This is a genomic window from Salinispora mooreana (assembly GCF_000379065.1).
Taxonomy (GTDB): domain Bacteria; phylum Actinomycetota; class Actinomycetes; order Mycobacteriales; family Micromonosporaceae; genus Micromonospora; species Micromonospora mooreana.
Map to the genome: position 1 here is coordinate 528,483 of NZ_KB900614.1, position 13,751 is coordinate 542,233.

Sequence of the window (13,751 nt, forward strand, 5' to 3'; positions counted from 1 at the left end):
CGATGGCCCTGTCCGGCGAGCAGATCGAGGCCACCACCCGCACCCTGGTTGACCTGTACCGCGACGCCGAACAGGCAATCCTCACGGAGGTCACCCGGCGCCTGGCCACCGGGATCGACGCCGCCGACTGGCAGGCGCAACGCCTCGGCGCCCTCGCCACGGTGCGTAGCACGGTCGAGCAGGTGCTCGCCCTGGTCGCCGCAGACACGTCCGGCCACATCCGCGGCATGCTCGCCTCCGCGTACCGCAGCGGTCAGGCCACCGCCACCGCCGGCATCCCCGCCCGGTTGCTGCCCCGCGACCCGGACGCCGGCCGGGCGGCTGGAGTGATCCGGGCGCAGGGCATCCGCGCCGGGGTGATGGAGTCCCTCGCCTCCGCGCTACTCGACGATGTGGGGCAGCGGCACTCCAACGTCTTGCGGCACGTGATGGACGTGTACCGGTCGGTGGTGCAGCGGGCGACCGCGGTATCGGTGGTCGGGGGGATGACCCGCCGGCAGGCATCCCAGTGGGCGTACCAAAAGTTCATCGACCAGGGGGTCACATCATTCACTGATGTCCGCGGCCGGCAGTGGCGGCTGTCGTCGTACGTGGAGATGGCCGCTCGCACCGTCACCCAACGCGCCGCCGTGCAAGGGCAGACCGATCGGCTCACCAGCCTCGGTATTGATCTTGTCATCGTGTCTGACAGTCCCCGCGAGTGTGAGCGCTGCCGTCCCTGGGAAGGCGCCATCCTGTCGATATCCGGCGCCGAGCGGGGTCGGGTTGAAATGCCCAGCGCACTCGACGAGGGCCGCATCGTGACCGTGGACGTGGCCGGGACGGTGGAGCAGGCCCGAGCCGCGGGCCTTCAACACCCGAACTGCACACACAGTCTCCGCGCGTACCTGCCCGGGGCGACCCGCCGACCGGCCAAGCCGACCGCCAACCCCGACGGGTACGAGGCCAAAGACCGACAGCGTGCGATCGAACGGCAGATTCGCCGCTGGAAGGAACGCGAAACGGGTGCGCTGACACCGGAGGCGAAGACCGCCGCCCGCGCAAAGATCCGCGCCTGGCAGAAGACGATGCGCGAGCATCTCGCCGCGAACCCGGAACTGAAGCGGCTGCGCTACCGGGAACAGCCCGGCGCCGGGAACCAGCCAGCCAGTAGGCCATCACCGGCCGCTACACCTACACCGGCGGCACTGCCGCAGTGGATTCGCGCACCCCAACCGCCGCCCCGGGTGGATGACCTACCAGGGCTGCTGGAGGTAGACCTGGATGAGGCTGCGGGCCGAGACATGGCCGGCGATGTCATGGCCGAGATAGTCGGAGGGGAGTACGCCGGCCTGATCGTGGAAGTGAACGGCGTCGAAAGCTACGACGAATTCGGCCATGCCGGCGACCTCCATGGCATCCTGGTCCGCGCCAAGATCTACGCGGACGCGTTGGATGGCACCGAGGTCGGTAATGTTCAGCGAGCGTTTTACCGCGACGACGATGGGCAACTTGTCGCCGTGCACGCCTTCCTCCAACTCGGCCGGGAGCAACGGGGGAAGGGCTTCGCCAGTGAGTTCAACGCCCACTTGGAGGGCTGGTACCGGTCGCAGGGCATTACCCGCATCGAAGTCCACGCCAACATCGACATCGGCGGCTATACGTGGGCTAGTCACGGCTACGACTTCGCCGACGAGGAATCAGCCGACGAGATCCTGCACCGCCTCCGCCGCGAGATCAGATCCACGACCGACAAAACGCAAATCGAGCAGGCTGAAGCTATCCTGGAACGCGCCGAATACGAGGCGTTCGGCAGCGACGACTACCCGTCGGCGTGGGAGATCAGCCAATGCGGCCGATCTGCCGACGACGCTGACTGGATCGGTAAGCGCGCCATGCTCGGCTCGGACTGGGAAGGGGTGAAGTGGCTATGACAGACCCTGACCCCCACATGCCCCGACCTCGCCGCCGCCCGGTCCGGCCCTCCGCCGACCGGGTCCGCCGCCTGGCCGAACTCGGCGAATGGCACCGCAACTGGGTAGCCCGTCACGCCGACAGCGCGGGGTTCCACCCTGACGAGCATCCGACGCCGGGCAGCGACTACAACCTGCACCACGTCGACCTCGAGGCCCCGCCGGCCGCCCAGGACGAATTCCACGCCCGGGCCCGGCAAATCATGGGCCTGGACTGACCTACGCCAGCCCGGCGCACCCAACCCCTGTCACCACCCCGGTAAGCCCCCGGGGTGCTTACTGCGCCCTCAAGGAGGGAAACCTGTGGAGCACACCCGTCCCGGCCTGAGCGCCCGCGCCGGCCAGATCATCGGCTACCGCCGCAACGGCCTACCGATCCGCCTCGCTGCCGGCGGCTCCGAACCCGGCGACGGATCCGACGGCGCAGACGACACCGGCGACGGTCCCCCGACCGGCGAGTCCAGCCAGGACGACGCCACCAGCAGCAGGCCTGAGATCAAGGGCGAGTACAACCCTGACCGCGCGATGCGTGACCTGGGCAAGGCCCGCGACGACGCCAAACGCGAGAAGGAACTCCGGCTCAAGACCGAGCAGGACCAGCAGGCCAAGCTTGATGTTGTCCTGGTCGCCCTGGGCCTGAAGCCCGACCCGAAGACCGATCCGGCCGCCACCGCGGCGAAAGTCGCCAAGGAGCTGACCGACGCCCAGGCCCGCATCGGCGAACTGACCATCGAAAACGCGCTGTTCAAACTCGCCGGCAAGGCCGGCGCGGACGTGGACGCGCTCACCGACAGCCGCACATTCATGCGCCAGCTCGCCGCCCTGGATCCGTCCGCGGTCGACTTCGAGAAGACCGTCGGTCAGGCGATCCGTGACGCGGTGAAGAGCAACCCGAAACTCGCTCTGGGAGGCCAAGGGCCGGCCCGACAGGGAGCGGACCACAACGGCGGCACCGGCGCCCGGCAGCGCCCCGCCGGACTCGGCGCGGCCATCGCCGCCCGCATGAACGGCAACTAACCACACACCCAGGAACAGGAGTCACAGCAATGGCTGTCACCCTCGCCCAGGCCCAGGTGAACACGCAGGACGACGTCGCATTCGCGGTGATCGACAACCTGCGCCGGTACTCCTGGCTCCTGGACCGCATCGTCTTCGACGACACCGTCAACCCCACCGGTGGATCCACCCTCACCTACGGATACACCCGGCTGACCGCCCCCCGCACCGCCGCGTTCCGGGCCATCAACACCGAGTACACGCCCACCGAGGCGACCCGGACCAGGCACACCGTCGACCTCAAGCCCCACGGCGGTGCGTTCACCGTCGACCGGGTCCTGGCGAACCTCGGCCAGGCGCAGACCAACGAAGTCACGTTTCAGATGCAGCAGCTTCTGACCGCCACCCAGCAGCGGTGGCAGGAAGAACTCATCAACGGCGACACCGCCGTTGACGTCAATGGCTTCGATGGCCTCGACAAGTCCCTGACCGGCACGGCCACCGAGTACGACCCGCTCGCCAACGGGGTCGCCGACGGCTACCTGGACTGGCGGTCATCCACCGTCACCACCCAGGCCCTGGCGATGGCGGCCCTGGACCAGCTCGACGCGATGCTCGCCGAGATCGTGCCGTCGAAGACCGGCGGTGGTGACCTCGGTGCACCCGGCGCCCTACCTCCCGGTGAGCGGGCCCTGCTGGGTAACACCAAGTCCATCACCCGTATCCGGGCGCTCGCCCGGTGGGCTGGTCTTTACACCGCCGACAAGGACGACCTGGGCCGCCGGGTCGAACGCTACGGCGACTGGACGCTGGTCGACCTGGGCGACGGCATGCAGGGCTCCGCTCCGATCGTGCCGATCTACACCGCCGACGCCGACGGTGGTGGGGGCGGCGGCGACATCACCGGCCTGACCGACCTGTACGCCGTCAGCCTCGGACTTGACGCGCTGCACGGCGCATCCGTGGCGGGTAAGCCGCTGGTGGAAACGTGGATGCCCGACTTCATGCGGGCGGGCGCGGTCAAGACCGGCGAACTGGAGATGGGCCCGACCGCGATGGTGCTCAAGAACACCAAAGCCTGCGGTGTGCTCCGCAAGGTCAAGGTGCAGTGATGGCGATGGCGACTGTCAGGGTTACCGCCCCGATTGCGGTTACCGGCGAGGTCGTTGGAGTGGCATTCGTCCAGGGCATGGCTGAGGTTGACCCGGCTGACTACCGCCGGGCCCTGGCCTACTTCCGCCGACACGGCGGCTACCAGGTCGAGCCCGCGACCGCCAGCGTGGGCTTCGCCGACGAGCCGCCCGCACCATCGGCGGTCAAGGCCGAATGGGTCGGCTACGCGGTCAGGGTGCACGACGCCGGTCCGGACGAGGCCGAGGCGATGACCAAAACCGACCTGATCGACAGGTACGGGCCGAAGCCCGAGTGAGGAGGCAGCAGCGTGGCGTACGCAACCGAGGCAGAGTTGGCCGCCTACCCGGTGACGGTGCCGTCCGGCGCGTTCGCCGCGCTGCTGCTCACCCGCGCTAGCAGGGATGTCGACCGGGCGCTGCTGTGCGCCGTCTACGACGCGACGGATGCGAATGTGATCGCTGCCCTGCGGGATGCCACGTGTGAGCAGGTCGCCGGGATGGTCGCCGCCGGGGACATCACCGGCACCGGCGCCATGCCCCCGACCGCGAGCTTCGCGATCGGGAAGGTCAGCGTGGTGCGTGGCGGGCAGGGTGCTGGCGGATCCAGCCAACAAGCACGCAAGATTAACGGGCTGTGGCCGCAGGCATGGCAGACACTCCAGGCCGCCGGACTGACCGGGCACGGACCGCAGGAGCCCTGGCATGGACTGGACTGAATTCGTCGCCGTCCACGTCCCCACCCCCGCCACGGTCAGCCTGCAGGCGTACGAGGGATCCGGCGCCTACGGGGACGTGTTCGCCGACCCGGCCGATGTCACGCCGTGCGTGGTAGAGCAGACCCGCCGCCTGGTGCGGGTACAAACCCAGGACGCAGCCGGCACCGAACAGGTCAGCTCCACCACCGTCTACTGCCCGCCAGGCACCGTCTGTCCCCCCGGATCCCGGGTCACCTGGGCCGGCCGAACCTCACGGGTCCTGGCCCGCTCCGACCTATTCGCGCACGGGCTGCCCCTACCAGAGCACGTCGAGCTGAACCTGGAGTAGCCATGACTGAGGGGTACGGCCTGACCTGGGACGGAGACAGGGTGCTCGCCGCACTATCCGACGCCAGCATGGACGGCCTCCTGGTCGCCGGGGAGCACCTGCTCCAGACATCTTCCGGGCTCGTCCCGCACGAGGAGGGCGACCTGGAGCGCTCCGGTGAGGTATCCAGCGACCCCGGCTCCGGCACCGTCGCCGTGTCCTACGACAGGCCATACGCCGTCAGGCACCACGAGGACCTCACCCTGCGGCACGACGACGGCCGCCAAGCCAAATACCTAGAGCAGCCGATGACGACGGAGCGGGACGTGATGCTCGCCCTCATCGCGAGGGCTGCTGGGAAGCCGCTGAAGGGATGAGGGCGCAATGGCACTCGGTGACGGCTGGACCTCGCAACTGCTGACCGGCCTCGCCGAGCTGCTCCACACTGGTGGCGCCGGAACCTGGCGGACAACCGGCGCCTACACGGACGGTGAGACGGCCATCGTCATCCGCGCCATCCCGCAGCACCCGGACCGGCTGATCACCCTCGCCGCCTACCCGCTCGGCGACGACCTGCCCGGCATGGCCGACCACACGATTGGCGTGCAGGTGCGCTGCCGCGGCGTGCCCGATGACCCGCGCAGCGTCGAAGACATCGCCGACGCCGTCTTCGAGGCGCTTGACAGCCTCGGCCGGACCGCCCTCGGCACGGTGCAGGTCGTGGACGTGACCCGCCGCAACCACACCTCCCTCGGCCAGGACACCAACCGCCGGTGGGAGTCGTCCAGCAACTACTACGTCGAGGCGATGCGCCCGACGCTCAATCGCACCGACTGACGAAAGGCAGGGCCATCCCATGGCGACCACCCCGACCACCCGGGTCACCGAGCTGGCCCGCACGCACCGACTCGACATCGACACCGCCACCTACCCGACCGTCGCATACCAGCAGCTCATGGGCATCGAGGAAGCCAAGCTGCTGGAAGAGCTGCGCACCGAGGACGACGAGGTCTACGACGACACCGGCGCAATGCGGGAAGAGGTCACAGGCTACGCCTGGCGCATCGAGGCCAAGATCGCCTGGTCGACCAACCTCGCCGGAACCGCCATCGACGCCGTGCAGGCGTTCCTCCGCAGCCGATTCAAGGCTCTCCGGACATCCAGCACCGGGAACGCCGAGTTCGGGGTCCGCTGGTACAACCGCGAGGGCCTCGACGACGGCAACTCCCACGAGGGCCGCGTCTACGTCAAGTCGTGGGCACCCAGCGGCGGCAAGGGCCGGGAGACCATCGACATCGTGTTGCAGGGGCAGGGCCAGCTCACCGACATCACCAACCCTGCCGGCTCCTTGGTTCCGACGGTCACCAGTATCTTCCCGGCCACCGGATCGACGGCCGGATCCGACCAGGTCGTAGACATCTACGGGCAGCACTACCGGCCCAACGGCGTCACCGATGTGACCGCGGTTGAGTTTGGCGGAACACCGGCCGTTGGCTACACGGTCGTCTCCGACAGCCACATCGTGGCGATCCCGCCCGCCGGCCTCGCCGGCACCGTCCAGGTCCAGGTCACCACCACGGCCGGGACCAGCACGGACACGCCCGCCGACGACTACACCTACGCCTGATGGGCACCCGGCTTCACGACCTGGACGCCTACTGGTCGCCAGGGCTCACGCTGACAGTCCGAGGCCGCGAGTACACGCTGCCGCTGCCCTCAGCCGAGCTGGGCCTGTGGTGCCGCCGTCTGGCCGAGGTAACCGGAGAGGTACACAACGCCAGCAGCGAGCAGGAGATACAGGCCGCTGTTGACCGGATCGAGGCCCTACCGCAGTTGCCGGGTGACCTCAGTCTTCCGGAGCGGGTCCTCGGCGACGTCTACAAGCAGATGGCCGCCGACGGTGTCGAGGACCCGTACATCCAGTTTGCCGGGCAGACCGGCTACATCTGGATCATCGGCGGCGAAGACGCCGCCGAACGGTACTGGACCTCCGGGGGCCGCCCGGAAGCCCCACGCCCGACGAACCGACAGGCACGTCGGGCGCAGAACCGGGCCCGGACTGGCGGAAGCCCTACGGCCGAGGCCGACACGACCCCGCCACCGACCTCTACGAGTGGTACGACATCCCCGCCGAAACCCGGGCGCAAGAGCAGGGGGCGCCGGAAGGCGGGGTGACCTGGAGTGCCCTACTCGCACAGTGGGCGCTTATCGAGGCCGACCTGCACGACGTGTACGGCATCGACGTTGAGGACCGGACTCTGATGCAGACCCGGTCCTGGCGGTGGCTCCAGACACGCATCCGCGGCCTACTCGCCGCCGACACCCGCACCTACCGAGCCCTCGCACCCGAGCCCGAACTCCCCGAGATACCTGGTCAGTAAGTCGGGCAGATGTACGTACGCACCACGGCAAGGATCTTCTCGGCCTTCGCCTCGCCGAACCCATCCGGGTAATCGGGTGCGGTGAACCGTCGGTTCGTCGACTCAACAAGTCCAGAATGATCGTCCGGCCGATTCTTCACACTGTCGCACTGGCTGCGACCTCGGCTAATCAAAGCCCTCTCGTCCTTGGTTCCGACGATCGCAGGGTCGATCTCCTTGAGAGCGGCGATGTACGCATCCCAGCTTTCCTTGTCGGGCATAGGTAGACCTGTGGCGTTGACGGCGGGGGGAGCCGATGCGGGGCAGGTTCGGTCCTGGTTCAGCTGGGCGTCGATCTGCCCGTCGTCCAGACCGGTTCGGGCCCTGCCGAGCGTGCCGATCCCGAACCGGACGTTCGCCAGCCGGTTGTCGACCGTCGCGCTGCCACCGGTGGAGCAGTTGACGGTCACGATGTAACCGGTCTCCCTGGTTTGCTTACTCCGCAGATCGGCGCCGATGGCCTCTACCTGGTCGGCGGTAAGCACCTGATCCACCTCGACGGTAATGTGCCCACCCTCCTGATCGACCACGGTGTAGGCGGGAAGGTTCTCGAGTTCGGTGTCGTCGCTGAACAACAGGCCGCCAATCAGGCCGGCGAACAGCACGAGCGTCAGCGCCCCGGCGACGGCACTGAGTACGACGACGGCTGTCGACGGTTTCCGTTTCTGACTCATCTTCAACCTTCCGTGACTCGCTGGTGACGCGAGCACCGTACTCAAGGCGCACCCCGTTAGAGGTGACCGACATGGCATTAAAGCTCGGCGAGTTGGTTGCCTATCTCGAGGCAGACGACACGCACCTTGCCAAAGGCATGCAGGCCGCCGAGGGCAAGATGCGGCGGCTCGGTGACCGAGCCAAGCAGTACGGTCCCGTCCTCGGTGCCGCGCTCGCCGCTGGCCTCGGCGCCGGCCTGCTCGGGGGCCTACAACTGGACGCAGCCCGGACGAAGCTGACCGCACAGATCGGTGACCCGGCGCTGGCCGCGCGCATCGGTGAGGCCGCCGGGGCGGCCTATGGACGAGGGTTCGGCGACACCGCTACTGCGGTGATGGACGCCGCACGCGCGGTCATGGCCTCTGGCCTGCTGCCAAAGGACGCCGACGCGCAGGTCATCGAGGACATCACTGTCAAAACACAGGCCTTGGCCACCACCTACAGCCAGGACGTCACACAGGCCGCACGGGCCGCGGGGCAGATGGTCAAGGCGGGGCTGGCGGGCAGTGCGGTCGACGCCTTGGACATGCTCGCCCGTGGCTTTGACGGCACGCAGGATCTCTCCGGCGATCTGCTGGAAACGATGGTCGAGTACGGGACCCAGTTCCGGGCGGTGGGCCTGGATGGCGCCGCCGCGCTCGGACTCATCCAGCAAGGGCTGCAGGGTAGTGCTCGTGACGCCGACGTGGTCGCCGACACGATCAAGGAGATCAACGACCGGGTGACACTCGGCGCCGCCGCCGAGGGGCTGACGGCACTGGGATTGAGCGCCGACCATATGTCCGCCGACTTCGCCGCCGGCGGCCAGCGCGCCGCAGGTGCGTTGGACACCATCCTCGACCGACTGCGGGGGGTGAAGGACCCGGCGAAACGCGCAGAGATCGCCGCGGAGATCGCTGGCGAGAAGTTTGTCGACATGCAAGACGCGCTGTTCGCGCTAGACCCGTCATCGGCCACGTCGGCCCTCGGCGCGGTTGAGGGGGCGGCAGGTCAGCTCAGTAAGACGCTTGAGGACTCCACCGTTCAGCGGCTGCTGTCGTTCAAGCGCACGGTCCTGACCGTGTTTGGTGACATGCTGGGTTGGCTGTCTCGAAACAGTGATTGGGTGGTGCCGCTGGCGACCGGGCTGGGCATCCTCGCCGGGGTGATTGGCACGATCATCGTGGTTACCAAGGCGTGGGTGGCGGTGCAGACGGCCCTCAACGTGGTGATGGCGCTCAGTCCAATCGGGTGGATCGTGCTGGGCATTATCGCCCTCGTTGCTGCGATCGTGTGGATTGCGACGAAAACGACGTGGTTCCAGGACCTATGGCAAACCGCGTGGGGTGGTATCAAGGCCGCCGCTGAATGGGTGCTGAACTGGATTGTTGACGGCTGGGAATGGGCGATAGGGATACTCGCTTCCGGGGTACGGAAGTGGTGGTCGTTGTTTTCGGGGACCTGGCGCAAGGTCGGTAACTTGGGCCGCGCCGTCTTCGACTGGATCGTCGATAAGGGCTCGGCGTGGCTGCGTTGGGTGACCGGGCTTCCCGGGCGGGTTGGACGGGCGACGCGGGGACTTTTCGACGGGCTCAAGGCCGCCTTCAAGTCCGCCCTGAACTGGATTATCGGTAAATGGAACCGGCTGTCATTCCGCATTCCCGGGATTTCCGTGCCGGGTCTGGGCCAAGTGTGGGGTGGCGCGAATCTATCCACCCCGGACATTCCGTACCTGGCGAAGGGCGGTACCGCTCTCGCGCCCGGTCTCGCTGTAGTCGGCGAACGCGGGCCCGAGCTGGCGTACCTCAACCGTGGGGCCACGATCCAACCCCTCACGTCGGGGTCGGCCGTGGCCGGGTTGATACGGCTGCTGCTCACCGGGGAGTTCCGGATTCGCGGCGGGGACTTGGTCCTAGTGCTGCGGGAGCAGGTCGCCGGCCGCGGCGGCAACGTGCAGCAGGTCATCGGATCCAACCAGTAGGGGGCCGCAGGTATGGGCTGGGCTGACGGGGATTCGCTCGGTGTGCGGATCAGGCTGGCTTTCGGCGCGACCATTGCCGATGGCGCCGACGCCTGGACGTGGACCGATGTCACCGAATACTGGCACGCCCCCGATCCAATCGAAATCGAGTGGGGTCGCCAGCCCGGCGCGGAACAGGCGGAAACCAGCACGCTTCAAATCACGCTGAACAACACCGACGGCCGATTCACCGCCGGCAACCTCGATTCCCCACATTGGCCTCACATCGACACCTGGGTGCCAATCAGTGTGGATATCGACCTCGGAGACGGCGGCGGCTGGCGTAACCGGTTCTCCGGCTATGTGCGGCGGTGGCCGGTAACCTGGCCGGGCCGCTCCGGCAAGCTGGCGGTGGCCCGTGTCGAGGCGGTGGGCCTGCTCGGCCGGCTCAGCCGCGGCACCCCGGCCAGTGCATCCCCATGGCGACGGATGATCACCTCACGGTCCCTGTCGGGGCTGCTCGCGTACTGGCCGTGCGAGGATCGCGTCAACGCCACGCAGGCTGCCTCTGGGCTACCTGACGGACGCCCGATGGCAGTCACCGGCGACGTGCGGTTCGCCGACCTGGCCAGTGACATCGTCGCGAACTCCAGCGGGCTGTCACTGGGTTTCGGGTCACGCTTGCTGCCCGCGACCGCCGGGGGGAACCGGGCCGCCAGCATGAGTGGGGGAACCTTGACGGGGCTGGTGCCGGCGGGCACCTCGGACCCGCTCGAATGGTCGGTGTGCTGGGTGGCTCGCCCGGTCACATCGGTGTCTACGTACGCCATGCTGCGGTGGGAAACGCCTGGCGGGTCATTCACCCAGTGGGAGTACCGGCATGCCACCCCCATGAATGAGTCGGGACTCTGGGGGCGGGCTGCCGATGGTACGTGGGTCCAGTTCGTGAGCCTGTATGACGACTCGCCAACACTGCGCGAATACCGGGTTGAGGCATGGCAGGACTCGCCCATCTGGCTTGGGCTGAGACTCTGGGTTGACGGCATCAAAGTCGAAGACGACAGATGGGTGGTAACGCTGGGCCGGGTCACGCGGGTGACCGTCAATCCGCGTGCCACCGACGTAACGGCGCTCGCGGTGACGCAGGTGCAGGTGTGGGACACCGCAACTCCCCCACATCTCGGCGTGCATGGCATGACCGCGACAGTCCAGCCCATTGACGGCTATGGGGAAACGGTCTACCCGCATCAGCGGTGGGTCAACGAAACGGCGCATGACCGGCTGGCTCGGCTGTGCGCCGAGGACGGCGTTCCCCTTGACATGCCGGCCGTGGACAGGTCAATGGTCATGCGGATGGGGCCGCAGCCGGACGGAGCGCCCCTCGCCCTGTACCAGCAGTGCGAAACAACCGACCTGGGTCTGATCTACGAGTCCGGCTTTGGGCTCGGATACGTGCCTCGTGCGTCCCGCTACAACCAGGAGCCGGCACTCACCATCGACAGCGCGGCCCGGCGCCTCGGCGGGGACCTCGAGCCGGTCGCCGACGACCAGCGGCTACGCAATGTCATCACTGTGGAGCGGATCGGCGGGTCATCAGCGACTGCCATCGACAGGGAGTCGGTCGCTGTCAGGGGTGAGATCGCTGGGTCCGTGCCGGGCGGAATCAGCCTGGCGACGGATGATCGGCTCCAGGACCACGCTGCCTGGCGGCTGCACATCGCGAGTGGTCTGAGTGTGCGCTACCCAAAGATCAGCATGCGGCTACACAACCACGCAAGCCGTGCGCTAGCCGCCGACTGGGTAGCATGCCGACCTGGCTCCAGGGTGCGGGTAGTTAACGCCCCAACTGCGGCACCTGCGTCAACGATCGATCAGGTGATCGTGGGTGCTCGGGAAACGATTACCGGCCGGCGAGATTGGGTGGCCGAGCTTGCTACCGAGCCGGCGGCCCGATGGGACGTGGCCGCAGCAGACGGCGCTCAGCGGGTCGCTGCTGACGGGTCAACCATCGCAGCCGTGTCCGAAAGCGGACTGACACTGACGATGACGTCAACCATCGCAAATGGTCCGTGGACAACGGATCCATCAGACTTTCCGCTCGACTTACGGATCGGCGGCCACCAAGGCACTGGTGGAGAACGTGCCACTGTGGCTGCCATATCCGGCAATGGGCTCACGCAGACGGTGACTCTGTATGTCCGGGCGGTCAACGGCATCTCGCGGGCGTGGTCAGACGGCACCCAAGTGGACGTATGGGCGCCAGCGGTAGCGGCCCTGTAAGGAGACAGCATGACGCACTGGCAGTCGGGGATGCGGCTTACGTCAGCACGGCTGGGGAAACGCGAATCGGGCGAGGTGAAGGTGTCTTTCACCAACGAATCCGCAGTCATTCGGCCCGTCATATTCGCCCAACCGTTCACGGCTCCGCCGCACGTAACAACACAGATCGCAACCTTCGACTCCGTTGCCCTCCGCTGGGATTCCCGGCCGTTCGACGTCACCACAACGGGATTCACGCTGTATTTGTATGACGGTGACGGCTTCACTACAGCGGTCGATTGGCAGGATATTCCAGTGTATTGGATTGCCGTCCTATAAGGCGCTAAAGGAGCGACATGGCCACCAATATTCCACACCCAATCCCGAGTGAGAACCCGGAGCAGCACATCGGGAAACCGATCCCGGACCCCTGGTCCGACCCCGAGCAAACCGACTGGCCAGACCTGGAGGTGAGCACTGATGGCATGGACAGTAGTACCTAACCTGGATGAGGCCCGTGATCAGCTCAACCGGCGGTTCCCCAAGCGGGACACCAGATCGGACGGTGCGATCGGCGACACCGCCCACCAGCGCTACCCGTCGAGTCACAACCCGGACCGCACCGGTCGGCCGGAGTATCGCGACGGCGACAACGTCGACGAGGTACGGGCCCGAGACTTCGACGCCGACCTACGCGACCCGGACGGGGTCACGATGGAGCAGGTCGTGCAGTTGTGGGTGAAGCTTGCCCGCTCCGGCGCGCTGTGGTGGGTGCGGTACATCATCTACCAGGGCCGGATCTGGCACCGCCGCAACAACTTCGCCACCCACGCGTACACCGGCTCGAACCGGCACACGAGCCACTGCCACGTGAACTCTGACTTCACCCAGGCCGCCGACACGGTACGGGGCACAAACTGGCGGCTGGACCAGCTCGGCAAGCCGACCCCGGCACCGGTACGGCCGGCACCCGGCCCGGCGGTGACGTTTCCCCTGCCGGGGGGCTACTACTTCGGCCCTCGTGATGGTGGGCATCGGTCGGTGTCGGGCTACTACCGGCGAGAATTCAACGGCAAGTCGGACCGACAGTGGCTGGCCGCTTGGACTAAGCAGCTCACTCGCCGGGGCTGGCCGGCCGGCAAGGGCAAGCGGTACCTGCGCAAGAGCGGCGCAGATGGCCTGTACGGGCCGGAGTACCAGGAGCTGATCACCGCATTCCAGGCCGACCAGGGGCTCCGCGTGGACGGGCTGCTGGGCCGCAAGACGTGGGACGCCGCCTACCGCAACCCGATCACCTAGCCGCACGTCAGGAGTC

The 13,751-nt window shown here is 67.4% G+C and carries 17 protein-coding genes; 16 read left to right on the plus strand and 1 reads right to left on the minus strand.

What is annotated here, in order from left to right; translation table 11 throughout:
- Positions 1 to 2: 2 nt before the first annotated feature.
- The 12 genes from SALPAC6_RS0102450 (at position 3) to SALPAC6_RS0102505 (ending at position 7,485) form a co-directional block, all read left to right on the plus strand.
- Positions 3 to 1,913: a phage minor capsid protein gene (locus tag SALPAC6_RS0102450; RefSeq protein WP_018251866.1), complete on the plus strand. Its 1,911-nt coding sequence runs from the start codon at positions 3 to 5 to the stop codon at positions 1,911 to 1,913.
- The gene (locus tag SALPAC6_RS0102455; RefSeq protein WP_223874359.1) at positions 1,910 to 2,170 is read left to right on the plus strand and encodes a hypothetical protein; all 261 of its coding nucleotides are present in this window, start codon (positions 1,910 to 1,912) and stop codon (positions 2,168 to 2,170) included. The genes SALPAC6_RS0102450 and SALPAC6_RS0102455 overlap by 4 nt, the downstream gene beginning before the upstream one ends.
- 85 nt (positions 2,171 to 2,255) lie before the next feature.
- Complete coding sequence (locus tag SALPAC6_RS0102460; RefSeq protein ID WP_020493532.1) at positions 2,256 to 2,969, plus strand: hypothetical protein; 714 nt, start codon at positions 2,256 to 2,258, stop codon at positions 2,967 to 2,969.
- A gap of 29 nt (positions 2,970 to 2,998) precedes the next feature.
- Positions 2,999 to 4,060 carry a major capsid protein gene (locus SALPAC6_RS0102465; protein ID WP_018251869.1) on the plus strand — a complete coding sequence of 354 codons (1,062 nt, stop codon included), beginning with the start codon at positions 2,999 to 3,001 and terminating at the stop codon, positions 4,058 to 4,060.
- Entirely contained in the window at positions 4,060 to 4,377 is a 318-nt protein-coding gene (locus SALPAC6_RS0102470) for a hypothetical protein (RefSeq protein ID WP_018251870.1), read from the plus strand. Before SALPAC6_RS0102465 ends, SALPAC6_RS0102470 begins: the two co-directional genes overlap by 1 nt.
- A gap of 12 nt (positions 4,378 to 4,389) precedes the next feature.
- Positions 4,390 to 4,797 carry a hypothetical protein gene (locus SALPAC6_RS0102475; protein ID WP_018251871.1) on the plus strand — a complete coding sequence of 136 codons (408 nt, stop codon included), beginning with the start codon at positions 4,390 to 4,392 and terminating at the stop codon, positions 4,795 to 4,797.
- On the plus strand, positions 4,784 to 5,125 hold the full coding sequence (locus SALPAC6_RS0102480; protein ID WP_018251872.1) for a hypothetical protein: 342 nt from the start codon (positions 4,784 to 4,786) through the stop codon (positions 5,123 to 5,125). The genes SALPAC6_RS0102475 and SALPAC6_RS0102480 overlap by 14 nt, the downstream gene beginning before the upstream one ends.
- A gap of 2 nt (positions 5,126 to 5,127) precedes the next feature.
- On the plus strand, positions 5,128 to 5,481 hold the full coding sequence (locus tag SALPAC6_RS0102485; RefSeq protein ID WP_018251873.1) for a hypothetical protein: 354 nt from the start codon (positions 5,128 to 5,130) through the stop codon (positions 5,479 to 5,481).
- A 7-nt stretch (positions 5,482 to 5,488) separates the two neighbouring features.
- Positions 5,489 to 5,941, plus strand: a complete 453-nt coding sequence (locus SALPAC6_RS0102490) for a minor capsid protein (RefSeq protein WP_018251874.1) — start codon at positions 5,489 to 5,491, stop codon at positions 5,939 to 5,941.
- Between the two features lie 19 nt (positions 5,942 to 5,960).
- Positions 5,961 to 6,731: a phage tail tube protein gene (locus tag SALPAC6_RS0102495; protein WP_026189257.1), complete on the plus strand. Its 771-nt coding sequence runs from the start codon at positions 5,961 to 5,963 to the stop codon at positions 6,729 to 6,731.
- Positions 6,731 to 7,279, plus strand: a complete 549-nt coding sequence (locus SALPAC6_RS0102500; protein ID WP_018251875.1) for a DUF7426 family protein — start codon at positions 6,731 to 6,733, stop codon at positions 7,277 to 7,279. Before SALPAC6_RS0102495 ends, SALPAC6_RS0102500 begins: the two co-directional genes overlap by 1 nt.
- Positions 7,276 to 7,485 carry a hypothetical protein gene (locus SALPAC6_RS0102505; protein WP_018251876.1) on the plus strand — a complete coding sequence of 70 codons (210 nt, stop codon included), beginning with the start codon at positions 7,276 to 7,278 and terminating at the stop codon, positions 7,483 to 7,485. Before SALPAC6_RS0102500 ends, SALPAC6_RS0102505 begins: the two co-directional genes overlap by 4 nt.
- Here SALPAC6_RS0102505 and SALPAC6_RS0102510 read toward each other — a convergent pair.
- On the minus strand, positions 7,479 to 8,129 hold the full coding sequence (locus SALPAC6_RS0102510) for a hypothetical protein (protein WP_223874414.1): 651 nt from the start codon (positions 8,127 to 8,129) through the stop codon (positions 7,479 to 7,481). The two genes, SALPAC6_RS0102505 and SALPAC6_RS0102510, sit on opposite strands and share 7 nt — an antisense overlap.
- Positions 8,130 to 8,269: 140 nt before the next feature.
- On the opposite strand from SALPAC6_RS0102510, the gene SALPAC6_RS0102515 reads away from it, so the two are divergent.
- The 4 genes from SALPAC6_RS0102515 to SALPAC6_RS0102530 all read left to right on the plus strand — a co-directional run bounded on the left by SALPAC6_RS0102515 (position 8,270) and on the right by SALPAC6_RS0102530 (position 13,735).
- Positions 8,270 to 10,198 carry a phage tail tape measure protein gene (locus SALPAC6_RS0102515; RefSeq protein ID WP_018251878.1) on the plus strand — a complete coding sequence of 643 codons (1,929 nt, stop codon included), beginning with the start codon at positions 8,270 to 8,272 and terminating at the stop codon, positions 10,196 to 10,198.
- A gap of 42 nt (positions 10,199 to 10,240) precedes the next feature.
- Positions 10,241 to 12,457 carry a hypothetical protein gene (locus SALPAC6_RS0102520; protein ID WP_317889026.1) on the plus strand — a complete coding sequence of 739 codons (2,217 nt, stop codon included), beginning with the start codon at positions 10,241 to 10,243 and terminating at the stop codon, positions 12,455 to 12,457.
- Positions 12,458 to 12,466: 9 nt separating this feature from the next.
- A complete protein-coding gene (locus tag SALPAC6_RS25255; protein WP_018251880.1) occupies positions 12,467 to 12,775 on the plus strand; it encodes an H-type lectin domain-containing protein in 309 nt (102 codons plus the stop codon).
- 141 nt (positions 12,776 to 12,916) lie between these two features.
- Entirely contained in the window at positions 12,917 to 13,735 is an 819-nt protein-coding gene (locus SALPAC6_RS0102530) for a peptidoglycan-binding domain-containing protein (RefSeq protein ID WP_018251881.1), read from the plus strand.
- Positions 13,736 to 13,751: the final 16 nt, after the last annotated feature.